Below are 23654 nucleotides of genomic sequence, written 5' to 3' on the forward strand. Positions count from 1 at the left end.
GACGCCGGGTCACGGCGGGTCACGGCCGCTCCCATTCACCATTCCCCGTCTCATCAGGGGGTCGCGCCTGGCGAAAACCCTGACGCGTCCCGTCCTTTGCAAACGCGCGCCGACTGGTATCGTGGCCCCGTGTACGCGCAGGCGCGCGTGCGGGGCAGCGCGTGCTGATACAGTCCCAGACTCTCATTGCAAGGAACGGTCATGCTCACCATCCACCATCTGGGCAAGTCCCAGTCGGAACGTATTGTCTGGCTGTGCGAAGAACTTGGCATTCCGTACGAATTGAAAATTTACCAGCGTGATCCGGTGACGCGGCTCGGACCGCCGGAGTACAAGGCGCTGCATCCGTTGGGCACGGCCCCGATCATCACGGATGGCGACGTGGTGATGGCGGAATCCGCTGCGATCATGGAGTATCTGATGGCGCGACACGGCGGCGGCACACTCGTGCCCGCGTCCACCGATCCCAGCTTCGCCGACTACCTCTACTGGTTTCACTTCGCAAACGGTTCGCTGCAGCCCAATCTCGGACGCAGCATGATTCTCGGCAGGCTCGACATTCCCGCCGACAACGCCATGCGCAAGTGGGTCGACGAAAGACTGGATCTCGTGCTGGGTCTGGTCGAAAAACGTTTGGGCGAAACGGACTTCCTGGCGGGCAACGCCTTCACGGCCGCGGATATCGTCACGGTGTTCTCGCTCACCACCATGCGCATCTTCATGCCGCTCGATCTCGCGCCGTATCCGAACATCCTCGCGTATCTGCAGCGGATCGGTGCGCGCGAGGCGTACCGGCGCGCGATGCAAAAGGGCGATCCCGGCTTCACCCCCATGCTGACCTGAGCGACTTCACAGCGTTCATTGAAAACGCGTGGAGGACCGACTACAGTTATCGGGGCAGTCGTCGCCAGGACTGCGCGCTAAAGCCGCCCGATCAAACGTATCCATTCCGACCCACGAATCGTTGATGATTACGTGTCAATCGTGCCGGCTGTTGCGCGTTTGACGATGGATACACGGTGCGCCAGACAGATCATTCGAGGGAGCACCCATGACGTTCGTCAGGTCGTTGCTCGAACAGCAACCCATGTTTGCGCTGTTCCTCACCATTGCGATCGGCTATGTGGTGGGGGAAATCAATCTCAAGGGGTTCTCGCTCGGAGTCGGCGCGGTGCTGTTCGTGGCGCTGGCAGTGGGCTGGTTCGCGCCGAAGTCGGCCCCCGCGCCGATGGTCGGCACCCTGGGCCTCTCTCTGTTTCTGTATGCCGTGGGTGCGCAATACGGCAAACAGTTCTTTCTCGGCTTCAGCAGCGCCTATGGCAGGCGGGCGAATCTGATTGCGCTGGTGGGCGTGCTGCTCTCCGGCGTGGTGAGTCTGCTGTGCATGAAGGCATTTCAACTCACTCCGGGCCATGCATTCGGTCTGTTCGCCGGTTCGGGCACGAGCACCGCGACCCTGCAGGCCGCGATTGCGAAACTCGGGAATGACGACGCCGCTGTCGGTTATTCGGTGGCCTATCCGTTTGGCGTCGCGGGTCCGATTCTGCTGCTGTACATCACGTTCGCGCTCGTCAAGCCGAAGGTCGCCGTGCCGGCCGGTGCAGGCATGGAGATCCTCGAAGTGGCGCTGGCCGATTCTCATTTGAGCGGCAAGACTCTCGGGGAACTGATGAAGGATCTCCCCGACGATGTGCAGATCATTGCGCGCCGCCGACAGCATCACAACGAGCCCGCTACGCCCAACATCGTGCTCGCCGAACACGACGTGCTGCTGATGGTCGGGCCGGATCGCGAGACCCTGGAGCGGGCGGGCAAGACGCTTGGTCAGGCGCAGCCCGGCCGGATGGTGAAGGACAGGCAGCATCTGGACTATCTGCGGGTCTTCGCCTCGCGCGCCGCGGTGGTGGGCAAAAGCGTGGGCGAACTCGCGTTGCCGGGTGCCAACGTTGCCGTGGTGGTACACGTGCGACGCGGCGAAGCGGATCTGCTGGCGCATCCCGATCTCGTACTCGAATCGGGCGATCGCGTGGGCATGCTCGCGAATCCCGCAGATTTCGGTGCCTTGCGAAGCTTCTTCGGTAATTCGATCAAGGGCACGGCCGAGTTCAGCTACATCTCCATTGGTTTCGGCATGGCGCTGGGTTTTCTGCTCGGCGCGGTCAGCGTACCCTTGCCGGGTATCGGCAAGATCAGTCTGGGATTGTCAGGGGTGCTGATCGTTGCGCTCATCTTCGGCAAACTGCGGCGCACGGGGAGCCTGAACTGGACCATTCCGCTCTCTGCCAATCTTGTGCTGCGCAATCTCGGGCTGACGCTGTTTCTCGCGCAGGTGGGCATGGCCTCGGGTCCGCGCTTCGCCGCCACGGTATCGCAAACCGGCCTCGAAATGCTGGCGCTGGGCGCGATCATCCTGCTGGCGCTCGCGATCCCCGTAATCGTGCTTGGGTTGTTCGTCTGTCACATGCGGTTCGATCAGGTAGCGGGCATCGTGGCCGGTGCGTGCGGCAATCCGGCCATACTGGCGTACGCGAGCAAACTGGCGCCCACGGACGAACCGGATATCGGCTATGCGATGATCTTTCCAGGCATGACGATCATCAAGATCCTGTTCGTCGACATCGTCCCGGCTTTCCTCGGGAACTGAGCGCGGGCAGCGGGGCGGCATGCGGCACGAACTGTCCTGATGAGGCGTGCGGCAATTGTGTCTGTTCGCATCGTGCCCGTGCCGACAGAATGAGCGCCGCCCTTACTTCAACCAAACCGGTGGACAGACGACAATGACCCGACTTCGCATCACCTCCTGCGGCCATGAATTCATTGCCGAAACGAATCCCGATGCGCCGCAGACGGTCGCGGCTTTTCTGAAGCTGCTGCCGTACCGCCAGAAACTGATTCACGTACGCTGGAGCGGCGAGGGCTGCTGGGTGCCGCTCGGCGAATTCAAACTGGAAAACGACGGCAAGGCGGTGGGATTCGAAAACCACACGAGCCATCCGTCCGTGGGCGACATTCTGTTTTATCCCGGTGGCTACAGCGAAACCGAAATCATCCTCGCCTACGGCTCGTGCTGCTTCGCGAGCAAGATGGGTCAACTGGCCGGCAACCATTTTCTGACCGTCGTGGAGGGCAAGGAAAACCTGCGTGCGCTCGGCGTCAAGGTGCTATGGGAAGGCGCGCAGGACATCGTGTTCGAGAAGCTCTGAGCGATTCTCCATGGGGTGCGGCCGGGGCTGGCGCAATCCTCAGAGGTATCGAGCCGCTGCGGGTGCGCGCAAGGTCGCGCGAGGGCGGGGCCGGCCGTGATACGCTGATGGAGCAGGTCCGCTAGCGCGTACGGATACGACGGACGCGCATTCACTTACTCATCATTCGTGGCGGCAGCCCTCAACCACCATGCCCGATACGCAAGCACGCCCGCTGCGCGCATTTGCCGGCCATATGCGCGCCAATCAGGTCGATCTGACCGAACGCTGGATGAAGGCGGTATTTCATGACACCGAGCTGACCGAGGCCGACCGGCTGACTTACGAACAGCTATCGGATCACGTACCAAATATTCTGGAAGAGATCTGTAGCGCGCTCGAAGAGCAGGATTTCGACCAGGTCGAACCGGCCATCGAGCGCAACGCGCGCAAGCACGGCAAATTGCGCTGGCGGCAAGGCTACCGGATCGACGAACTGGTGCGCGAACTGGACCTGTTCCGGCAGATGCTGGCAGGGCAGATCGTCGAGTTCAGCGAGGCGCGTCCGTGGTTCACGCGGCGCCATGAGGAACGGGCGCGGCATTTCATCGACGAAGCGGTGAGCTTCGTCACGCTCACGTCGATTCGCGAAGTCGTCAGCGAGCGCGACCGCAAGATCGACGATTACACCGGCCGCCTCGAGCGGGCGAACCACGAACTGACACTCAAGCAGAAGCTGGTCGGCGATCTGTACGAATCGCGCATGCAGATCACGCGCAGCGTCGTGCATGACCTGCGCAACTTCCTGAATGTGTTTTCCATGGCGCTGCAGCTGATGGCGCGCGCGCCCGCCAAGGTGGAGACCGCGCTCGCGCTCGCCAACCGTCAGGCAACGGACATGAAAGCGCTGGTGGACGAACTGGTCGAGTACTCGGTGGTGCTGGGCGACAACAGTCAACTGGTGCTCGAACGGTTTGAGCTGCGCGAGCTGTTCGACGAGCTGCTCGCGTCGTGCGGGCCGGTCATCGAGGCGAAGGGCTTGCGGCTTGTCCATGCATTCGATCCGGCCATCGGCACCATCGTGTCGAACCGGTTGAAGCTCAAGCAGGTTGCGCTCAACCTGCTCACCAATGCGGCGAAGTACACCAAGGTCGGCGAGGTCGAGCTGACCATGTCGCTGCACGAAGCCGATGAATGGCTGCTGCGGGTATCGGATACCGGCGTGGGCATCGGCGAATCGGACCGCGAGCGGGTCTTCAAGGAGTTCGAGCGCGCCACGGAAGAGGATGTGCCGGGCGCGGGCCTCGGGCTCGCCATTGTCCGCGAGCTGACGCGCTTGCTGGGCGGCCGGATTCGCTTCGATTCGAATGAAGGCGAGGGGACGGTGTTCGAGATCACGTTTCCGCTGGTGGTGGCGCCGGCGGAGTAGGGGGAGAGATGGGCGAGTGAGCCACCCGCACCTTCACGCGCGGGTGGCTCACCAAGGTGGCTCAGCCAAACAACTTGACTGCCTGCAACAACGTATTGACCACGCCCCACGCGAGCGGAATCAGCACATACAGCCAGAACACAGCGAGCTTGGCGGTAGATGTAGGCCGCGCAATTTGAGTCGTATTCATTTGGGTCTCCTTATTGGCCGCTTCTGAGCTGTGCGTCGCTCATGTGATGCCTGTCGTCCACGCGTTTGATCAGCAGGTTGCAGACGAAACCGATCACCAGCAGGACGGCCATGATGTGCACGGTCATCGTGTAGGCGTCGGCCTTCGCTACGCCGTGCGCCACCTCATAGGCACGGATGTAGTTCACCAGCACCGGACCGGCCACGCCGGCCGCGGCCCATGCCGTCAGCAGGCGTCCATGAATGCCGCCGACGAACGCAGTGCCGAACATATCCGCCAGATAGGCCGGCACGGTCGCGAAGCCGCCGCCGTACATGGAAAGGATGATGCAGTAGGCCAGCACGAACAGCGCGATCTGTCCGGACGCGGCGAAGCTCGGTACCAGGTAATACAGCACCGCGCCGAGCGCGAAGAAAATCAGGTAGGTGTTCTTGCGGCCAATCCAGTCGGAGGTCGACGCCCACACGAAACGGCCGCCCATGTTGAAGAGCGACAGCAGGCCGACGAAGCCGGCGGCCGCCGCTGCGGTGACGGTGTCCTTGAAGCTCTCCTGAATCATCACTGATGCCTGGCCCAGAATGCCGATGCCCGCCGTCACGTTCAGGAACAGCACCAGCCAGATCAGGTAGAACTGGGGTGTTTTCAACGCCTGGTCGATATGCACGTGATTGCGCGTGATCATCTTCTTCTGGCTGGTCTCGGGCGGGGTCCAGCCAGCCGGTTTCCAGTCCGGCGCCGGCACGCGGATGGCCAGCGCGCCGATCGACATCGAGATGAAGTACGCGATGCCGAGCACGACGAAGGTTTCAGCGACGCCGTTGCTGGTCGCGCTGCGGAAATGGTTCATCAGCGCGACCGAGAGGGGCGCCGCGATCATCGCGCCACCGCCGAAGCCCATGATGGCCATGCCGGTCGCCATGCCGCGCCGGTCGGGGAACCAGCGGATCAAGGTCGAAACCGGCGAGACATAGCCGAGCCCGAGGCCGATGCCGCCAATCACACCATAGCCGAGATAGAGCAGCACGATCTGATGCATCCACACACCGAGCGCGGAGACCAGAAAGCCGCCGCCAAAGCAGCACGCTGCGGTAAACATGGTGCGGCGCGGGCCAACCCGCTCGAGCCACTTGCCGGCAAACGCCGCGGACAGTCCGAGGCACACGATGGCAAGCGAAAAGATCCAGCCCAGCGTGGTCAGCGACCAGTCGTCCGGGGCGGATTGGGTAATGCCGATGACCTTGGTGAGCGGCCCGTTGAACACGGAGAACGCATACGCCTGGCCGATACACAGATGCACGGCGAGCGCAGCGGGCGGCACCATCCAGCGCGAAAAACCGGGCGGCGCAATGGTGGCCTGTTTAGAAAAGAAGGGGGCGCCGGTGTTGCGATCGGGCTCACTGATGCTACTCATGATCGTCTCCTATCAGGGTTTTTGTGTGTTATCGGAACGAACATGCCACGGCTGAACCCCACCGTGCCTCCGGCATGCTGCCCCGCGTCACGTTATATATGTATTAGGATTTCATAAAGCATGAAAGCCGGCGTGACGAATGTGTGGCCAGTTAGACGATAGGGTGCGTGGATTGCAATGGCAATATGACATGGCAATGCATAAGGAATCGCCCTGATGCTGACGGTCGCCTGACAGGTCAGAGCCGATGATGCCCGCTGATTGCTCGCTGATGAAGGCGCCGCTGCCGAACCAGCGGCCGTTCTGGCGCGCAGCATTTTGCTGTACTACACAAACCGGCAACGCAGTCATGTCGTCCGGGGCGCGCGAGCCGTTAGAAGAAAGCTACCAATGCAGCGCGGAGCCAGAAATGCAAAATGCCGCGCGAGGCGGCATTTCTCCAGGCAGGCGAAGCTCAGCTATGTGCGCCAAAGCGTCCTCACGCGGCGCGTCCCGTCTTCATCCGTGCGGCCACCAGCAATGAGATCAGACAGCCCGCGCCCAGATACGCTGCCACGGGATGCCACGAGCCGCCCGCGAGGCTGACCAATCCCACGGCGATGAACGGCGTGAAACCGCCGCCCACCACGCTCGCCACCTGGTAGCCCACGCCCGCGCCGCTGTAGCGGTACTCGGTGCCGAACAGTTCGGTGAACATGGGCTGCTGCACGCTCACGATCATGTCGTGCGCCACGTTGGCCAGCATGACCGCGAAGAACACGATCCACACCACCGAACGTGCGTCGAGCGCGAGGAAGAACGGCACCGCGCTGAGCAGGCCGACCACCGCGCCGATCATGTAGACGCGGCGGCGTCCGAAGCGGTCGGCGAGCCACGCGAAACAGGGAATCGTCACGCAGCTCAGCACGCCGACCAGCAAGCCGATGTTGAGGAAGAACGTGCGCGGCATGCCGAGGTTGGCGGTCGAATAGTTGAGCGCGAAGGCCGTCACGATGTACATCGTGAACAGTTCCGCGAGGCGCAGGGCGATGATGAGCAGAAACGCCTTCGGGTTTTGCAGCAGCGCCTCGACGATGGGCAGACGCTGACGCCGCTCGCCTTTCTCGACCACCTTCTCGACGAACTCCTTCGACTCTTCCATGCTCGAGCGGATCCACAGTGCGATCAGCACCAGCACCACGCTGAACAGGAACGGCAGGCGCCAGCCCCACGCGAGGAAGGTGGCGTTGTCCATGGAGTGACTGATGATCGACACGAGGCCGGTCGAGAGAATCAGCCCTACGCCGTATCCCACCTGCACGCCGCTGCTGTAGAACGCTTTCTTTTTCTCGGGCGCGCTTTCGCAGGCCATCAGGGCCGCACCGCCCCATTCACCGCCTACCGCGAAACCCTGAATGGCACGCAGCGTGACGAGCAGCGCCGGTGCCCACCAGCCGATGCTGGTGAAAGCGGGCAAGAGCCCAATCGCGGCGGTGGATAGCCCCATCATCATGACCGTCAGCACCAGCATGCGCTTGCGGCCGAGCCGGTCGCCATAGTGACCGAAGATGAAGCCGCCGAGCGGACGGAACAGGAAGCCGACGCCGAACGTGGCGAAGGCGGCGAGGGTGCCCATCGCCGGGCTGACTTTGGGGAAAAACTGCGTATTGAAGACGAGCGCGGCGACGATGCCGTACAGCAGGAAGTCGTACCAGTCGACGACCGCGCCGACGAAACTGCCCAACGCGGCCTTGCGGGCACGGCTCGCGCTGGTGCCCGCGTTGAGGTGTGAGGATGCCGATACTGCAGTGGTCATGTCGTGTCTCCGGTCCCACCCGGGCGGGTGGCTGTCTCTGGAACGCAGGCTGGCTTCGCACTGATTGCCGGATCCGATGACCGCCTGGCGCGCGAGATTGCTGCGATATGGGCTGGAGATTAATGACAAGCGGCGGGATTAACAATTGGCGTATGCCGGTGATTGCGCGATTGCCGTACGGCAGTGCGCGCATAGCGCGCGTTTTCCGCGTTTACACCAATGCTGGCCATGCCGATGACATGTCCACTCTCTTTGCAGGCAGCTGAGCGGTTAAACACAGGACTAGTCCTATATTTGTAGGGATGTGCTGTCAGTAGACTCGTAGTTTCCTGTTGTTGGGCTGCGCGACTTCATGTTTGCGGCGTCCTGTTGGCTGTCAGACTTTCTATGCTGAGTCGCGGTCGCATGTCGCCAAAGCGCTGTTGCTACCGCCCGCAGCCTTCTGTTCCAACTGCGAGATTCCTACGAGATGTGGCCGTTCTTCCGTACCATCCTCGCGCGCGGGCAGGTCACTTCCATGCATGCGAGCCACAAGGCTCGTTTTACACGCAAATCCTCGATGGGCATGGCCGCAAGCGCGGCTGTGCTGAGCGGCACCTTCGTCGTGCTGGCAGCCCCGGCTGCCTCGGGTATCACGTCGAAGCCGCTGAGCCGGACGGCGGCGGCTGCCCCGGGCGGCATTGCAATGAAGCGGACCCGCCTCGACGCGCCAGCCTTTTCCTTCGATCCCCACGCCGCGCCGCCCGTTGCCGCAGCGGCGCCCACGGTTACGCCGCAGACGCTGCCCGCCAGACCGGCCGGCTGGTCGATGCTGCGTGACGGGTGGCATACCCTCGCGCCGGCGGTGTTGTCGCTGGATCAGCCGGTCCTCGCGACGATGTGCCGTATCACGCCGGCCGTCTGCGCGGCCTTCACTGCGCGCGACGAGGCTTCGATGCCGCCGCGCTCGCAGCATCAGTGGTCGGGGCCCATCGCGCAGGCCGAGGTCAGGGTGAAGAGCGTGACGCCGCCGCCCGTCACGATGGGGGACGGCATGCTCGCCAACGCGGCCGCGTTCAGGCTGCCCGACACCGCTGCCGGACCCGGCGCCGCAATCAACGCTGCAATCAACTCTGCAACCAGCGCTGCAACCAGCGCTGCAACCAGCGCTGCAACCAGCGACGGACTCAGCGCCGGCAGCTATGCCGGGCCAATTGCCGGCACCCTGCGTGCGACATGGCAGGCCAACGGTTTGCCCACGGATGTCGCAACCCAGGTGGCCCGCATCTTCGCGGGGCGCCTCGACCTGGCCAGACCTGCGCGCCCCGGCGACACCTATCGCATCGCCTATGAGCGTGAGGCCGGCGCAGCATCGGGAGCGGCGCGCCGACGCGTAAGCGCCGTCGAGATCCGCCTGGCTGGCGCGACCTATCGGGCGGTGTGGTTCGTCGCGCCGGGCAGAAAGAGCGGCGACTACTACTCGTTCGACGGCGAGCGTCTCGCGGCCACGCCGTTCGCCATGCCGGTCAACTATGCCCGCATCAGCTCGCCGTTCGGTTATCGCATTCATCCGGTGACGGGCGTGCCATTGATGCATACCGGCGTGGACCTGACGGCCGCCGTGGGCACGCCCGTGGTCGCTGCGGCGACCGGCATCGTGCAGTTCGCCGGCTTCGACGATGGCTACGGCAAGCACGTGATCCTGCGTCATGCACAGGGCTACACCAGCTACTACGCGCATCTGTCGAGCTACGCGAACGGCTTGCGCGTCGGCGACCGCATCGCCCAGGGGCAGCGAGTCGGCGCGGTCGGTCAGACGGGCGTCGCAACGGGCCCGCATCTGCACTTCGAAGTGCGTTTGAACAACCAGCCTGTCGATCCGCTCAGGCTGACGAGCCGGGTCGGCGCAACGATGCTCGCCGGGCGTCAACGGGTGGAGTTCGAGCGCGTCGCGGGTGCAGCGCGCGAGCAACTCGCTGCGCTGCCCGCCGATCTGCGGGTTGCCTCCAGACAGTGAGGGGCGTCGTGATCCGGCAGATTGCAGGCCGCAACATCTTCGCCGATCTGTGTGACGGATTTTCGGGCTCTCGCTACGCCCACGTCCGGTGGGCTTAGCCACACTTGCGCAGGCTTGCATCACACGATTTAATACGGCGTCGCAACGGCGCTCGTCGGTGCGGCAAAAAAGAATCGTCTTCGAAGCACATTGCGCACTGCGCAGCCCGGCATGCCTGCACGGGCAGCGTATCCGTCTAAAGCCGGCTGCCGCCGGCCAGCGAGTCATCATCAACGGAGCGGAGCATGAAAGCCAGCACCATCGCGGAACGGGAAGCCAGGGGGCGCGCCGCGCGTGAGCATTCGAAACGCTCCAGTCATCGCGCGATGGGCGACATGCACCGCAGCGCGGTCGATCTGCTCAGGCAAAGCAGCGAAGGGCGGGTCGCGAAGCTGGTGCCGCTGCGCTACGGCCGCATGGCCGTGTCGCCTTTCACGTTCTTTCGCGGCAGCGCGATCCTGCAGGCTCGCGATCTGAGCCGCGTGTCCGATACGGGCCTCGTGCTGCCGATCTGTGGCGACGGCCATCTGATGAACTTCGGCGGCTTCGCAACGCCCGAGCGGCAACTCGTGTTCGATCTCAACGATTTCGACGAAGTGGCGCTCGGCCCGTTCGAATGGGATCTCAAGCGCTTGACCGCGAGCCTCGTGGTGGCCGCGCGGCATATGCGTCTGAGCCGTGGCTTCGCCAGCGATCTGGTGATGACGGCAGTGAGCGAATACCGTGACCGCATGCTGCAGTATGCGCAATGCGGCGCACTCGATCTCTGGTATGAGCGCATCACGTTCGAACGGATGGCTGAAACGGCGCTGACGCCCGAGCGCCGCCGCGAGGTTCGGCGCGGCATGGAAAAAGCCGCCAGCCGCACGCATGAGAGCATGCTGGAAAAGATGTGCGAATACGCCGGCGACCATTTGATGATCCGCGATGCGCCGCCGGGGCTCTTCCACGTGCACGGCGCCAACAGCCTGTTCGAGCCCGAAGACGACTGGTTCAGAATGGGCGACTGGCGCAAGCTGATCGGCCCCATGTACGGCGAATATCTCAAGACCCTGACGCACGACCGGCGTGAACTGCTCAGCCATTTCACGGCACAGGACCTGGTGTTCAAGGTGGTCGGCGTCGGCAGCGTGGGCACGCGTTGCCTCGTGCTGCTCACCACGGATCACATGGGCAAACCGCTGTTCCTGCAGATCAAGGAAGCTCGCCAGTCGGTGATCGCGCAATACTTCAAGGGAACGAGCCTGTCTCACGACGGCGAACGCGTGGTGCGTGGACAGCGCGTGCTGCAGGCCGCGAGCGACATCTTCCTCGGCTGGGCAACCGGTCCTTCCGGACGTCATTTCTACTTCAGGCAGCTGCGCGACATGAAGTTGTCGGCCAACATCGAACTGTTCGATAACGACTTGTTGCTGGGCTACGCGAAACTGTGCGGATGGGTGATGGCGCGCGCACACGCCAAGGCGAGCGGCAAGGCCATCGAAATCGCCGCGTATATCGGACGCGGCGACCAGTTTGCCGAAGCGCTGACCGAATACGCGTTTGCCTATGCAGACCAGGTCGAGCGCGACTACGACGTGTTTCTCAAGGCTTGCCGCAGTGGCGAACTGCAGGCGCGTTCGGACGAAGACATGGCGGCGGATTTCCGCGTTTGAATCTGCGCTTGAACCTGCGTTTGAAGGCGCGTTTGAAGCCGCGGGTTGTGCAGCGGTGAGCCGGCGGCCGTGAATCCGCCGGCTTCTGCCTCAGAACAGCTTCGTCACGCCCGCATACACGGCGCGCTGCGGCCCATACTGCGGCGCCTCGACGCCAATACCAGACCCGTCGCGCAGTTCGTACACGCTGTTGACGGCGTTGATCAGCACGATCCGTGCATCGAATTTCCCCACCACCGGCGCATTGAAATGCTCGATCACGGCAAGATTCAGTTGACCGTACCAGGGCAGCTTGTCGGTATTGGCGAAGCCGCTGCGCAGACCACTGCCCACGATGGCATCCGCGGTGAAGGTGGTCCGGCCCAGTTCGTAAGCGCCGCCCAGTGACGCCGTGATGCGTTGATCGTGATCGAGGAACACCCAGTTGTTGGCAATGTAGGCAAGTTCGGCCGCGCCGAAATTGAATTGCGCGGAGTCCACGTTCTTGCCCTGGGCGCGGCTATACGCCAGATTCAGATAGGCCGAGAGGTTGCCCCGTTTGTAGTTGCTGGTGAATTCCACGCCATACACGCGGCCATATTCGTAGTTGAACGGCGTATAGATCAGGGCCGTGCCGAACTGGCCCAGGTCGAGCAGGTTCGAGGCGATCTTGTAATACGCATCCAGCCCAACGGTGAGCGCCGGCGTCAGCCGCTGCGTCACGCCCACGTCGAAGTAATGGCTGCGTTCGGGCTGCACGGGGCTGTCCTGGGTGACTTCGCTCTGGTTGGTGGTGCCGGTAAAGCGGCTCACCGTCGATGCGGAGACCAGTTCGAAGTCCGGCGGCGTGAAGTAGCGCGCGTATCCGGCATGCAGCGTGGTGGCATTGGTGGGCTGGAACACGAGCCCCACGCGCGGGCTCAACTGGCTGGCGTGCACATACTCGTCCATGCCGTCGTAGCGCACGCCGTAATTCAGCGTCAGCTTGCTGGTGAGCTTCCATTCGTCCTGCAGGTAAGCGCTATACAGATAGCCGGTGCTGGCGCCTGAATCGTTGATGTTGAACGGCACGTCGGAGCTTTGTTCGCCAGCCGCGGTGGCTGGAAACACCAGCACGTTGTCGTCGAACACCGCGTGCTCCTCTTCGGCCATGATGCCGGCGCGCAGCGTGTGCGTTGCGTTGAGACGGAAGGTCGTATCGGCCTGCACGCCTTCGGCCTGATTGCTGCGGAAATCGTCGGAGGCGACGCCGTTGAACATCAGGTCGCCCACCGGGTCGGGATTGAACTGCGTGCGCGTATAGCGGGTGAACAGCGCCACCTGATAGTCGAGCGCACCACCGTTGGTGCCCTGCAGCGCGAGCATACCGAAGTTGTTCAGCTCGGATTGCGTTTCGTTGAGATTGGCAGAGTTGAAATCGCTATGACCGGCGAGCGCGAAATTGGTTGGCAGCCCGGGAGTATTTGGCAGTTCGAACTGATTTGCAGCGGTGCCTACCATCACGCTGACGCGGGTAAGCGGGTTGATGATGTACGACAGATAGCCAAAGCCGTTGCCAAGCCGCGTGTGATCGTGCAACGGGCTGCCATCGGCGGTGGGCGCTTCGATGCCGAGATTGTTCACACCGAGCGTGCCGGTGAAGAAATAGCTGAGCGGTCCCTGCGAGCCATACACGTCCGCGCTGCTCTGCAAGGTTTGATGGCTGCCGCCGTAGACATCGATCGAGCCGCCGTTGCCGAGTTCGCCGGACTTCGTCGTGATGTCGACGATCCCCGCCGTCTTGTAGCCATATTGCGCGGGCAGCGCGCCGGTGATCAGGTTCACTTCGTCGATGATGTGCGTATCGAGCGACTGACCGAAGCCGCTAATCGGCTCGGGAATGATGATGCCGTTGATGCGGTATTGCAGATCGGCATGGTCGCCGCGCACGTGGAGTTGCCCGTAGGAATCGTTGGCCACGCCGGGCGCCTGCAGCAGTACCTGGTTCAGCGGCGTGTTGTCGCCCTGCGGCAGCGCCTGGATGTCGGCTTGCGTGAAGCGGTAGACGGTGGCGCCCACGTCGGGCTGCAAGCCGTTGCGTGCCGTATTCAGACGCTGCGCCTCGACGGTCACGCTGACTACCTGGCCCTGGCTATCCGTCACGCGGCCGTTGACCGGCACGTCCATAGCGCCTGGAGCGACCGGCGCGCTGGGGGCGCTGGATGGGTCGCCGCTATCGGCAAAGGCGGGCAAGGCAACCGACTGCGCGAGCAGCAACAGGGCGGCGCGGGAAACGAGTTGGTGATGTTTCATCTTCTTCTTGTGCGGGTGGAGATCCTCTTGCCGTACCTGACCTGCGTATCCGTCCGTCACCGTCTGGTCTGGCAGCGGAACGGCGTCATGCAGGTCGGTGCGCTCTGTATGAGATGTTATAACATAACAAATAAAAGGCGCAATCGTGGGATGAGATGCTCGCCATGCGCGAGCGCGGAACCAGCAGACCGGAGAGACGTGATAGGTTTTGGCTGGTTCGTGCGGCCAGTTCGATGCGCCGCCGGTTCCCGCTTATCTGCAAGGAGACGTGTTGTGACAGCTACAAAAAAGATTGCGCTGGTGACGGGCGCGGGCAGCGGCATCGGTCGCGCCAGTGCGCTCAGGTTGCTCGAACATGGCTATAGCGTGGTGCTGACCGGGCGCCGCCAGGCGCCGCTCGACGCGCTCGCCGAGGAAGCGCGTCAGCGCGGCTTCGATGCGCTGGCGGTGTCCTGCGACGTGGGCGACGCGGCCAGCGTTGACGCGCTGTTCGACACGATCCGCCAGCGCTATGGCCGGCTCGACGTGCTGTTCAACAATGCCGGCCGCGGCTCGCCGCCGGTCGAAATCGACGAGCTGAGCGTCGAGGACTGGCGCAGCGTGGTGGACACCAATCTGACCGGCGTGTTCCTGTGCACGCGCGCGGCGTTCGGTCTGATGAAGACGCAGACGCCGCGCGGCGGGCGCATCATCAATAACGGCTCGATCTCGGCACATGCGCCGCGTCCGAACAGCATTGCGTACACCTCGACCAAGCACGCCATCACGGGGCTGACGAAGTCGGTCTCGCTCGATGGGCGCAAGTACGACATCTGTTGCGGCCAGCTCGACATTGGCAATGCGGCGACCGAGATGGCAGAGCGTATGGCGCGCGGCGTGCCGCAGGCCAACGGCGAGATCGCGGTCGAGCCGTTGATGGACGTCGAACTGGTGGCTGATGCCGTGCTGCACATGGCCGATCTGCCGCTCGCTGCCAACGTCCAGTTCATGACGATCATGGCGACGAAGATGCCGTACGTGGGGCGTGGCTAGGCGAGAACACAGGGACGAAAGCAGCGAGGAGGGCGGCGGCGCACGCGTACGGCGAGATCAACCTATACTGGTTGACCCATGTAACCCGGATGCGACCGTGCCGCCAGCTTCACGGAAAAAGACCCTGCGGGGCGGGGTGGCTGAGGCGTTGCCTGAGACCTTGCCTCGGCATTTGCCCGAGAACTCGCCTCAGCATTCGCCTGACGCTTTGCCTCAGCATTCGGCCAACGCCCTGTCTGGCAGTTCGCCGAACCCGCAGCCCCACGCCCGGCACAGCATGCCCGACGACCCGCCGCCCACGCCGCCCCGGCGCCCTGAACTCGACGATTGCTGCCATAGCGGTTGCAGTCCCTGCGTGTTCGATCTCTACGACGAGGCGTTGGCGCGCTACGAGACGGCGCTCGCCGCGTGGCGGGCGCGCCAGCCCGCGAGCGCGGCGCCGCCAGCACGCAAGCGGCAGGCGCGCTAGCATGCGACGAGGGCGACAAGGCCAGTTTCGCGCCGTCCGCTGCCTTGAACTTCACCATTCATGACCGACCTCCAGCCCACACTCGTTGAACCTCAACTCGTCGATGAGCTGCACGCCTTCGTGCAGCGCTATCCGCGCCTGTTCGTGCTGTCCGGCGCCGGCATCAGCACCGATTCCGGCATCCCCGGCTATCGCGATGAAGACGGCGCCTGGAAGCGCTCGCCGCCCATTACGCTGCAGGAGTTTCTGGGTTCGATCGCCTCGCGGCAACGCTACTGGGCGCGCAGCATGATCGGCTGGCCGGTGGTGGCCGACGCGCAGCCGAATGCCGCGCACCGCGCGCTCGCGCGGCTCGAGGCGGCGCAGCATGTGCCGGTGCTCGTGACGCAAAACGTCGACGGACTGCATCAGCGCGCCGGCAGCAGCTCGGTGATTGAACTGCACGGCAGCATCGACGCCGTGACCTGTCTCGATTGCGGTACGCGGCATGCCCGGGCGACCATCCAGCGCACGCTCGAAGCGGACAATCCGGCGCTCGTGGACGCCGTCGCCGAACCGGCCGCGGATGGCGACGCTCACCTCGAATGGCACGACCTCGGGGGTTTCCGCATTCCGCCGTGTCCGAACTGTGGCGGCATGCTGAAGCCGGCGGTGGTGTTCTTCGGCGAAAACGTGCCGCGTGCCACTGTCGACGAGGCAACGCATGCGCTGGAAGCGGCGGACGCCATGCTGGTGGTCGGTTCCTCGCTGATGGTCTACTCGGGATACCGCTTCTGCGTATGGGCGCAAAAGATGGGCAAGCCGGTGGCCGCGATCAACCTGGGCCGTACGCGCGCCGACCCGCTGCTGGCGCTGAAGATCGCCGCGCCTTGCGCCGAAACGCTGACCGCGCTGGCGGCGCGGCTCGCGCTGGATTGAGTCGCGCGCCACGGGCCGCCAAGATCGCTCATAATGAGAGCCCCTCTGGCGGATCGCCGAGGCACGGGTCTCCACAGTTTCATCTCGGCGCGCCGGCATCCTGGCCCGCCTTGGAGATCGGGCCGTTGGCTGACCCCGACCAGACAGCGGGCCATGTCACGCGAAAACGGCAGCGAAGTGAGAGGAGCGCAGGAAAACAGATGCTGACGACCATCGAACAACTGGAAGCGCTCTACGGCGAGCCGCACGAACGCGCGGTACGCAAAGAGATCCCGTATGTCAACGAGGACTACCGCGCCTTCATCGAGTTTGCGCCTTTCGTCGTGCTCGCCACTGCAGGACCGGAGGGGCTCGACTGCTCACCCCGTGGCGACGCGCCGGGCTTCGTGCGTATCATCGACGAGCGCACGCTCGCCATTCCAGACCGCGTCGGCAACAACCGCATCGACAGTCTGCGCAATATCATCGTCGAACCTCATCTTGCGCTGCTGTTCGTCGTGCCAGGCGTCGGTGAGACGCTGCGCGTGAATGGCCGCGGCCGCATCTCGAACGACCCGGCGCTGCTCGAAAGCTTCGCGGTGGCCGGCAAGCTGCCGCGCACGGTGTTGCTGGTGGATGTCGATGCGGTCTACTTTCACTGCTCCAAGGCGCTCGCCCGCTCCAGACTGTGGGACCCGGCGGGCCATGTCGAACGCTCACGCCTGCCGAGCGCGGGCGCGATCCACCAACGCCTGAATGGCGAAACCTTTGATGCTCAGGCCTACGACCTCGAACTGGTCGAGCGTCTGCGCACGAGCCTGTATTGACCCACACGGATTCAATGAGCCACGCCACTTCCACCGCCGTGCGTCAGCACGCACCCGCTGCCGAACGCAACCGCGAGCCAATTCTTGCGGTGCTGCGCGAGGTGCTGCCGCCGGCCGGTCTCGTACTGGAAATTGCCAGCGGCACCGGGCAGCACGTGATTCACTTCGCGGCGGCCTTGCCCGCTCTCGACTGGCAGCCGAGCGACCCCGACGCCGACGCGCGCGCCTCGATCGCAGCGTGGACGGCGCATAGCGGTTTGACCAACGTGCGCGCGCCGCTCGCGCTGAACGTCGAAGGCACGCCGTGGGGCGTCGAGGCCGCGCAGGCGGTGCTGTGCATCAACATGGTCCACATTTCGCCGTGGACGGCGACCCAGGCATTATTTGCAGGCGCGGACCGCCTGCTCGAGCGCGGCGGTGTACTGTATCTTTATGGCCCGTACCGGCGTGACGGCGCGCACACGTCGCCGGGTAACGAAGCGTTCGATCAGCAGTTGCAAAGCCGCAATCCGGCATGGGGCGTGCGCGACATGGAGGCGGTCGTGGCCTTGGGCGACGCACATGGATTCGCGTGCGGCGAACCGGTCGCCATGCCTGCCAATAACTTCAGTCTGGTGTTCACGAAACGCTAGCGCAGATCCGGTAAAACACCTGAGCACGCCGCAGCGCCGCGTGCGGCAGCTTCAGATGATCGCGCGGTTGCGGGTTCAGCGAGCGTCGAACCAGCGTTGAGCGCGAGATTCAGGTACGAGGTTTGAGACGACATAGGGCCGCCCGCGAGCGGCGATCCGGCATTTCTTTTATGCTTTTACCCTCGAGGCCCGCCGGCGAACATCCTGGCGCGGCACCACGACATTTCGGAATCTGGAGAATTCAAATGGGCAAACAGGCAATCGGCGTAGTGGGGCTAGCGGTCATGGGCCGCAATCTGGCGCTCAACATCGAGAGCCGCGGTCACGCGGTGTCCGTGTTCAACCGCAGCCGCGAGAAAACCGATGAACTGATCAAAGAGTATCCCGACCGCAAGCTGGTGCCGACCTTCACGCTCGAAGAATTCGTCGAGTCGCTCGAAAAGCCGCGCCGCATCCTGATGATGGTGAAGGCCGGTGCGGGCACCGACGAGACGATCGCGCAACTCAAGCCGCTGCTGGAGAAGGGCGACATCCTGATCGACGGCGGCAACACGCACTTCACCGACACGATTCGCCGCAATCAGGACCTCGCCAAGTCGGGCCTGCATTTCATCGGCACGGGTGTCTCGGGCGGCGAGGAAGGCGCATTGAAAGGACCGTCCATCATGCCGGGGGGCCAGCGCGACGCTTACGATCTGGTTGCACCGATTCTCACCGAAATCTCGGCCAAGGCGCCGGACGGCGAGCCGTGCGTGGCCTACATGGGACCGGACGGCGCGGGGCACTTCGTGAAGATGGTGCACAACGGCATCGAATACGGTGACATGCAGTTGATCGCCGAAAGCTACGCGGTGCTCAAGCAGGTGCTGGGACTCTCGAACAAGGAGCTGGGCGAGGTCTACACCGAATGGAACAAGGGCGAGCTCGACAGCTATCTGATCGAAATCACCTCGAAGATTTTCAGCAAGAAGGACGACGAGACCGGTAAGGACCTCGTGGACGTGATTCTCGACCGCGCCGCGCAGAAGGGCACCGGCAAGTGGACCAGCCAGAACGCGCTCGACCTCGGCGTGCCGCTGCCGCTGATTACCGAGTCGGTGTTTGCACGCGTGCTGTCGTCGCTCAAGACCGAGCGCGTCGCCGCAAGCAAGGTGATCAAGGGACCGGAAACGAAGCCGTTCGACGGCGATCGCGCCGCGTTCATCGAATCGGTACGCCGGGCGCTGTACTTCAGCAAGGTGATCTCGTACGCGCAGGGCTTCGCGCAACTGCGGGCGGCATCGGAAGAGTACAAGTGGGATCTCGACTTCGGCACGATCGCGAAGATTTTCCGGGCGGGCTGCATCATCCGCGCGCGTTTCCTGCAGAAGATCACCGACGCCTATACGAAGGACAAGCAGATCGCCAACCTGCTGCTCGATCCGTACTTCAACGACATCGCCACCAACTATCAAGGTGCGCTGCGTGACGTGGTGATCGCCGCCATCAAGGCTGGCGTGCCGGTGCCGGCGTTTGCCACGGCAGTGGCGTATTTCGACGGCTATCGTTCGGAACGTCTGCCTGCCAACCTCGTGCAGGCGCAGCGCGACTTCTTCGGCGCGCATACCTTCGAGCGCATCGACAAGCCGGGCAGCTTCCACGCCAACTGGGCGTAACGGCACGGCGCTGAACACATCGGGTATGGCTTGCAGGTCTTGCCTGCCCGATGCGCCTGATCGTGGCAGCGCGCTTCGTGCGTGTAGCTGCGTGCGGCACGCATCGAACAAAACGGCCGGGTCCCTGTGATGGGGACCCGGCCGTTTTCATTCTCTGGGTAAGACGGAGCGCATGTCGAGGCGTGAAGCATGCGCCAACCGGCGCTAGCGTCCTGACAGATGCGGCACGTGTTCGTTGCTCGCCAGATTGAGTTGATGAATCTGCCGATGCGCCTTGTTCAACTGCGCCTGCGCTGCCACCCGCTGCGCTTCCAGTTGCGCGACTTCCTTGCGCACCAGATGCTGACGTCCCACCACCGCCTGCTCCTGAACGGCGTTGCGTTGCAGTTCGCCGCGCAGACGTTCGGCCTGCGCTTCCGATTGCGAAATCAGGCGCGTCAACTGTTCGTTTTGTGCGGCCAGTTGCGCGCGGCGAGTCTCGCCCTCCGAGAGCCGCGTGGCCTGCTCCTCGAAGTGATGGAAAGCGGCTTCCGCAGTGTCGAGATCCGCGGCCTTGAGCGCTCGCCAAAGCGCGCCGGCCTGATACAGGGCGATGTAGTAGGTCAGCTCGCGCGCGTGAAACAGCAGGCTCACCGAATAGTCGAAGCTGCGAAACACCCGGAAAGGCGTGAGCGCTTCTTCTTCCGACAGCCACTCCAGTTCGCTGCTGTCCGCGATCTGCACCGCCCGGCCGCTTACCTGCGCCGGTACGACCGGTACCGCCCGCAAGGTCGTGACCGGCCGCGGCGTGGCGGGGTTGTCGACGGCGACCGTGGGTGTCGGGGCGGCCGGCTGGGGCTCGTCGTTGGGCAGGGCGGCATTATCCCGGTTCACCGGAACGAGGTGGGATGGGCCAGTGCCCAGCAATGCGCTGCGTCGGTTCAGGAGACTTTTCACGGCGGTTCCTCGAAGTGGCTCGCGCGACATCGCCCGACGTGCCGGCGCTGCTACGTGCCGGCCGCAAGGCGGTGCGTGCGGTGAACGAAAGCGAAGGGGGTCGGCGGCGGGGCCGCCTGTGTCCCGCAGCGGTAAAGCTCAGTGCAATGTGCGGCTCCGGCGCGCGATATCGTCGAAAAGTTCGTTGCTGGGTTCGAGCGCGAGCAGCCACGATTCGTCGTAGCCGCTCAGATTGTCGAGTGCTTCGCGCAGCCGTTCGAGTGCAACGGCGGGAAGTTCGACGCTCGCCTCGACGCCGCTCGAGAGGCGGGCAACGCTGGCAAGCTGGACCAGCGCATCGGCTGCTTCGGCCACGTCTGCCGCAAAGACGAGGTGGGTGTTCAACAACTCGACCAACCCCGAAGACGTCGCGACATCTTCAACGTTCAACTGTACGGCTAGAAACGTGGCTTTATTCATCCCGGAGCTCCTCACGAACAGGACCTGACGGCGAGCGGCTCGCCTGCAGTGCGTGGCATCAGCAAGACCCAGTATAGGCGAGCCTCAGTGGTATTCAATGCTCACACAAATGATGCGCATGCGTGGTGCGTTTGTTCCGCAGGCCCGTGCAGCATGGCGCGAAACCCGCGCCCTATAATGAGGCAACGAGCTGGCTGGTCGGGCCCGACTTTTGCTGACAGTGTTTGATCGCGGGCGCGCACGAGACATTTATCGAAGTGCAGCGTGCGTGCAGCGGCGCACATTCGTCACGCATATTCAGGGTGCGTGGATGGCAGCATCAGGCAAGATTGTTTCGGAGCGCCAGGTATTACATAGGTAATGCCGGCTAATTACAGGGCGATTGCCTTGCGACTGCCTGGTCTTGCCGCGGCGTGGTGCGACGGCCGTGCGCGGCGGTAGTGAGGCGGTTGTGAGGCGGTAGTGGGCGGTGCGCGAGCGCCGTCGCGACCGCGTCACGCAGGCGCGAAACAATGAAATCCGACAGAAACAAATTTGACAGAAACGATTGCACAACAAGGTATGGTGCCCGCGTTCCGCTGAGGACAGGCACCCAAGCCTGAAGATTGATTGACTCACACGTCGAGGTTTATCCAATGAGAGACAAGTCGCTTCGTGCGTTTTCGCAGACGCTGTTCGCCGTATCCATCGTCGTTGCGCTGGCAGGTTGCACGATTTCGCCGTGGGGCAGTTCGCCGGAGTCCTACAACGGCGCATCTGGGAACTACCAGACCAATGGCGCGGCGATGAATCCGGTGCCGCCCGGCTATTACCGGGTCAACCCGGGCGATACGCTGCCGGCCATTGCCAACGCATTCGGGCAGCATCCACAGGACGTGGCGCGCTGGAACGGCATGCTGCCGAACGCGTCGGTGTACGTGGGCCAGGTGTTGCGCGTCGCGCCGCCCGCCGTCGCCGGTGTGCCGCCGGTGGGTGGGCCTAATCCCGCAGCGGGCGCACCCGGCGCAGTGCCGGGCCCGGGCGGTCCGGCGCTCGCGCAAGGCGCCGCGCAGCAGGGCGTGCTGACCTGGCCGCTGCGTGGCCCGATCCTGAAGAACTTCGCCAACGGCAACGGCAAGGGCATCGTGATCGGCGGCCACGTCGGCGATCCGGTCAGGGCCGCCGCGGCCGGCCGGGTGGTGTATGCCGGCACGGGCATCGAGGCGTACGGGCCGCTCATCATCATCAAGCACGACGACTCCCTGATTACCGCCTACGGCCAGAACAGCACCCTGCTCGTGAAAGAAGGGGATGCCGTGACGCAGGGACAGGCAATCGGCGCGGTTGGCTCGGATAGTCACGGGGTGGCGTCGATCCAGTTCGAAGTGCGCAAGGACGGCCATCCGGTCGATCCGCTCGAATGGCTGCCACGGGCGGGGGGATAAGGTTTCCAGTGTCGCGTGAATTGAATACACTGGCTGGTTCATGCGCTAGAGCCGCCTGGCCCAGATACCAGGACCTGACTGCGGGCGCGTTTACTCACAGGAATGTCAGATGATCGATTTGCGCAGCGACACCGTTACCCGTCCCGACCAGGCCATGCTGACGGCCATGATGTCCGCCGAAGTGGGCGACGACGTGTGGGGCGACGACCCCACCGTACTGCGTCTGCAGGCGGCCGTTGCCGAGCGTGCGGGCAAGGAAGCGGGCCTGTTCTTCCCGAGCGGCACGCAAAGCAACCTGGCTGCATTGATGGCGCACTGCGCGCGTGGCGACGAGTACATCGTCGGTCAGGCGGCGCACACGTATAAATACGAAGGTGGTGGCGCGGCGGTGCTGGGCAGCATCCAGCCGCAACCCATCGAAAATGCCGCGGACGGCTCCCTGCCGCTCGACAAGATCACGGCGGCGATCAAACCCATCGACGATCACTTCGCGCGCACGCGCCTGCTCGCGCTCGAGAACACGATTGGCGGCAAGGTGCTGCTGTCGGGCTATGTCGCGGAAGCGACGGCGCTTGCCTGCGAGCGCGGTCTGGCCACGCACCTGGACGGCGCGCGCGTCTTCAACGCCGCGGTGGCGTCGAAGCAGCCGCTGGAGGCGCTGTGCGCGCCGTTCGATTCGGTGTCGATCTGCTTTTCGAAGGGGCTCGGCACGCCGGTGGGCTCGGTGCTGGTCGGCAGCAAGGCGCTGCTGCAAAGCGCGCATCGCTGGCGCAAGGTGCTGGGCGGCGGCATGCGCCAGTCGGGCGTGCTGGCGGCGGCCTGTCTGTATGCGCTGGATCACAACGTCGAACGCCTTGCCGAAGACCATGCCAACGCCGCGCATCTGGCCGAAGGGCTGGCGCAGATCGACGCGGTCAAGCTGCAATCGGTCGCCACCAACATGGTGTTCGCGCAGTTCCCGGCGCAGCATTGCGCGCCGCTCGAAGCGTGGCTCAAGGAGCGCGGCATCCTCACGCAGATGCTGTACGCGTCGCGCTTCGTCACGCACAAGGACGTGTCGCGCGCGGACATCGATACCTTCGTGGCCGCCGTGAAGGGATACTTCGCGACGCATTGAGCGAGGGCGGAAGCCGGCCGGCTGATAGTGGCTTGTCAGCGCGGCCAGGCAACCGCTAACGGTGCGCCGCTTGTCGAGTGGCACTTCCGTGAGCGTCCGGCTGGGCGCTTCCCGCGCGATCTAGCCTGTGGGCCGCGCGTGCAGCGGCCGTCCGGTCCTAAGGTATCTCGTCCTCAAACCGCGCAGTTGCGTGGCGCTTCGTAGAGCTTTACCGCCCTCATCGCCGACCGGGCCGTGC

At 63.9% G+C, this 23654-nt stretch carries 20 protein-coding genes; 14 read left to right on the top strand and 6 right to left on the bottom strand.

All coding sequences use genetic code 11. The annotated features are described in order from the left end of the window. Positions 1-201 precede the first annotated feature (201 nt). From D0B32_RS06265 to D0B32_RS06280, 4 genes are all read left to right on the top strand, one after another. The gene (locus D0B32_RS06265) at positions 202-843 is read left to right on the top strand and encodes a glutathione S-transferase family protein (protein ID WP_117332798.1); all 642 of its coding nucleotides are present in this window, start codon (positions 202-204) and stop codon (positions 841-843) included. A 208-nt stretch (positions 844-1051) separates the two neighbouring features. Beyond that, positions 1052-2644, top strand: coding sequence for an aspartate:alanine exchanger family transporter (locus D0B32_RS06270; protein ID WP_117332800.1), 1593 nt, complete (start codon positions 1052-1054; stop codon positions 2642-2644). Between the two features lie 133 nt (positions 2645-2777). Further along, the gene (locus tag D0B32_RS06275; protein WP_117332802.1) at positions 2778-3203 is read left to right on the top strand and encodes a DUF3830 family protein; all 426 of its coding nucleotides are present in this window, start codon (positions 2778-2780) and stop codon (positions 3201-3203) included. Between the two features lie 190 nt (positions 3204-3393). Beyond that, a complete protein-coding gene (locus tag D0B32_RS06280; RefSeq protein ID WP_117332804.1) occupies positions 3394-4611 on the top strand; it encodes a sensor histidine kinase in 1218 nt (405 codons plus the stop codon). Between the two features lie 61 nt (positions 4612-4672). On the opposite strand, the gene D0B32_RS06285 is transcribed toward D0B32_RS06280, so the two are convergent. The 3 genes from D0B32_RS06285 to shiA all read right to left on the bottom strand — a co-directional run bounded on the left by D0B32_RS06285 (position 4673) and on the right by shiA (position 8007). Beyond that, positions 4673-4801, bottom strand: coding sequence for an oxalate:formate antiporter (locus D0B32_RS06285; protein WP_117332806.1), 129 nt, complete (start codon positions 4799-4801; stop codon positions 4673-4675). Positions 4802-4811: 10 nt separating this feature from the next. After that, positions 4812-6212 carry an OFA family MFS transporter gene (locus D0B32_RS06290; protein WP_117332808.1) on the bottom strand — a complete coding sequence of 467 codons (1401 nt, stop codon included), beginning with the start codon at positions 6210-6212 and terminating at the stop codon, positions 4812-4814. 478 nt (positions 6213-6690) lie between these two features. Continuing rightward, positions 6691-8007 (bottom strand): shikimate transporter, encoded by a 1317-nt coding sequence (shiA, locus tag D0B32_RS06295; protein ID WP_117332810.1) that lies wholly within the window; start codon positions 8005-8007, stop codon positions 6691-6693. A 469-nt stretch (positions 8008-8476) separates the two neighbouring features. Between shiA and D0B32_RS06300 the strand changes: the two genes are divergently transcribed. Beyond that, positions 8477-10003: a M23 family metallopeptidase gene (locus tag D0B32_RS06300; protein ID WP_259294895.1), complete on the top strand. Its 1527-nt coding sequence runs from the start codon at positions 8477-8479 to the stop codon at positions 10001-10003. A gap of 284 nt (positions 10004-10287) precedes the next feature. Beyond that, positions 10288-11697, top strand: coding sequence for a DUF2252 domain-containing protein (locus tag D0B32_RS06305; RefSeq protein ID WP_117332812.1), 1410 nt, complete (start codon positions 10288-10290; stop codon positions 11695-11697). A 90-nt stretch (positions 11698-11787) separates the two neighbouring features. On the opposite strand, the gene D0B32_RS06310 is transcribed toward D0B32_RS06305, so the two are convergent. Continuing rightward, positions 11788-13968, bottom strand: coding sequence for a TonB-dependent receptor (locus D0B32_RS06310; protein ID WP_117332814.1), 2181 nt, complete (start codon positions 13966-13968; stop codon positions 11788-11790). A gap of 273 nt (positions 13969-14241) precedes the next feature. Between D0B32_RS06310 and D0B32_RS06315 the strand changes: the two genes are divergently transcribed. From D0B32_RS06315 to gndA, 6 genes are all read left to right on the top strand, one after another. Next, positions 14242-15000, top strand: coding sequence for an SDR family oxidoreductase (locus D0B32_RS06315; RefSeq protein WP_259294896.1), 759 nt, complete (start codon positions 14242-14244; stop codon positions 14998-15000). A gap of 277 nt (positions 15001-15277) precedes the next feature. Further along, on the top strand, positions 15278-15469 hold the full coding sequence (locus D0B32_RS06325; protein ID WP_117333489.1) for an oxidoreductase-like domain-containing protein: 192 nt from the start codon (positions 15278-15280) through the stop codon (positions 15467-15469). A gap of 60 nt (positions 15470-15529) precedes the next feature. Next, entirely contained in the window at positions 15530-16387 is an 858-nt protein-coding gene (locus D0B32_RS06330; protein WP_117332820.1) for an NAD-dependent protein deacetylase, read from the top strand. Between the two features lie 200 nt (positions 16388-16587). Continuing rightward, complete coding sequence (locus D0B32_RS06335; RefSeq protein ID WP_117332821.1) at positions 16588-17193, top strand: pyridoxamine 5'-phosphate oxidase family protein; 606 nt, start codon at positions 16588-16590, stop codon at positions 17191-17193. A 14-nt stretch (positions 17194-17207) separates the two neighbouring features. After that, positions 17208-17825 carry a DUF938 domain-containing protein gene (locus D0B32_RS06340; RefSeq protein WP_117332823.1) on the top strand — a complete coding sequence of 206 codons (618 nt, stop codon included), beginning with the start codon at positions 17208-17210 and terminating at the stop codon, positions 17823-17825. Between the two features lie 245 nt (positions 17826-18070). Continuing rightward, the gene (gene gndA, locus D0B32_RS06345) at positions 18071-19480 is read left to right on the top strand and encodes an NADP-dependent phosphogluconate dehydrogenase (protein ID WP_117332825.1); all 1410 of its coding nucleotides are present in this window, start codon (positions 18071-18073) and stop codon (positions 19478-19480) included. Between the two features lie 204 nt (positions 19481-19684). Here gndA and D0B32_RS06350 read toward each other — a convergent pair whose 3' ends face one another. Continuing rightward, a complete protein-coding gene (locus D0B32_RS06350; protein ID WP_117332826.1) occupies positions 19685-20416 on the bottom strand; it encodes a DUF2968 domain-containing protein in 732 nt (243 codons plus the stop codon). Positions 20417-20554: 138 nt separating this feature from the next. Further along, positions 20555-20875, bottom strand: coding sequence for a hypothetical protein (locus D0B32_RS06355; RefSeq protein WP_117332828.1), 321 nt, complete (start codon positions 20873-20875; stop codon positions 20555-20557). Between the two features lie 635 nt (positions 20876-21510). Here D0B32_RS06355 and D0B32_RS06360 point away from each other — a divergent pair. Continuing rightward, positions 21511-22299, top strand: coding sequence for a peptidoglycan DD-metalloendopeptidase family protein (locus tag D0B32_RS06360; RefSeq protein WP_117332830.1), 789 nt, complete (start codon positions 21511-21513; stop codon positions 22297-22299). Positions 22300-22408: 109 nt separating this feature from the next. Beyond that, entirely contained in the window at positions 22409-23416 is a 1008-nt protein-coding gene (gene ltaE, locus D0B32_RS06365) for a low-specificity L-threonine aldolase (RefSeq protein WP_117332831.1), read from the top strand. Positions 23417-23654: the final 238 nt, after the last annotated feature.

Origin of the sequence: Paraburkholderia sp. DHOC27 (assembly GCF_003429005.1) — a bacterium.
GTDB lineage: Bacteria > Pseudomonadota > Gammaproteobacteria > Burkholderiales > Burkholderiaceae > Paraburkholderia.

What these genes read in the sequence shown, in the direction of transcription:
- D0B32_RS06265 (WP_117332798.1), top strand. Translation starts at nt 202, where the DNA reads ATGCTCACCATCCACCATCTGGGCAAGTCCCAGTCGGAACGTATTGTC.
- D0B32_RS06270 (WP_117332800.1), top strand. Translation starts at nt 1,052, where the DNA reads ATGACGTTCGTCAGGTCGTTGCTCGAACAGCAACCCATGTTTGCGCTG.
- D0B32_RS06275 (WP_117332802.1), top strand. Translation starts at nt 2,778, where the DNA reads ATGACCCGACTTCGCATCACCTCCTGCGGCCATGAATTCATTGCCGAA.
- D0B32_RS06280 (WP_117332804.1), top strand. Translation starts at nt 3,394, where the DNA reads ATGCCCGATACGCAAGCACGCCCGCTGCGCGCATTTGCCGGCCATATG.
- D0B32_RS06285 (WP_117332806.1), bottom strand. Translation starts at nt 4,801, where the DNA reads ATGAATACGACTCAAATTGCGCGGCCTACATCTACCGCCAAGCTCGCT.
- D0B32_RS06290 (WP_117332808.1), bottom strand. Translation starts at nt 6,212, where the DNA reads ATGAGTAGCATCAGTGAGCCCGATCGCAACACCGGCGCCCCCTTCTTT.
- shiA (WP_117332810.1), bottom strand. Translation starts at nt 8,007, where the DNA reads ATGACCACTGCAGTATCGGCATCCTCACACCTCAACGCGGGCACCAGC.
- D0B32_RS06300 (WP_259294895.1), top strand. Translation starts at nt 8,477, where the DNA reads ATGTGGCCGTTCTTCCGTACCATCCTCGCGCGCGGGCAGGTCACTTCC.
- D0B32_RS06305 (WP_117332812.1), top strand. Translation starts at nt 10,288, where the DNA reads ATGAAAGCCAGCACCATCGCGGAACGGGAAGCCAGGGGGCGCGCCGCG.
- D0B32_RS06310 (WP_117332814.1), bottom strand. Translation starts at nt 13,968, where the DNA reads ATGAAACATCACCAACTCGTTTCCCGCGCCGCCCTGTTGCTGCTCGCG.
- D0B32_RS06325 (WP_117333489.1), top strand. Translation starts at nt 15,278, where the DNA reads ATGCCCGACGACCCGCCGCCCACGCCGCCCCGGCGCCCTGAACTCGAC.
- D0B32_RS06330 (WP_117332820.1), top strand. Translation starts at nt 15,530, where the DNA reads ATGACCGACCTCCAGCCCACACTCGTTGAACCTCAACTCGTCGATGAG.
- D0B32_RS06335 (WP_117332821.1), top strand. Translation starts at nt 16,588, where the DNA reads ATGCTGACGACCATCGAACAACTGGAAGCGCTCTACGGCGAGCCGCAC.
- D0B32_RS06340 (WP_117332823.1), top strand. Translation starts at nt 17,208, where the DNA reads ATGAGCCACGCCACTTCCACCGCCGTGCGTCAGCACGCACCCGCTGCC.
- gndA (WP_117332825.1), top strand. Translation starts at nt 18,071, where the DNA reads ATGGGCAAACAGGCAATCGGCGTAGTGGGGCTAGCGGTCATGGGCCGC.
- D0B32_RS06355 (WP_117332828.1), bottom strand. Translation starts at nt 20,875, where the DNA reads ATGAATAAAGCCACGTTTCTAGCCGTACAGTTGAACGTTGAAGATGTC.
- D0B32_RS06360 (WP_117332830.1), top strand. Translation starts at nt 21,511, where the DNA reads ATGAGAGACAAGTCGCTTCGTGCGTTTTCGCAGACGCTGTTCGCCGTA.
- ltaE (WP_117332831.1), top strand. Translation starts at nt 22,409, where the DNA reads ATGATCGATTTGCGCAGCGACACCGTTACCCGTCCCGACCAGGCCATG.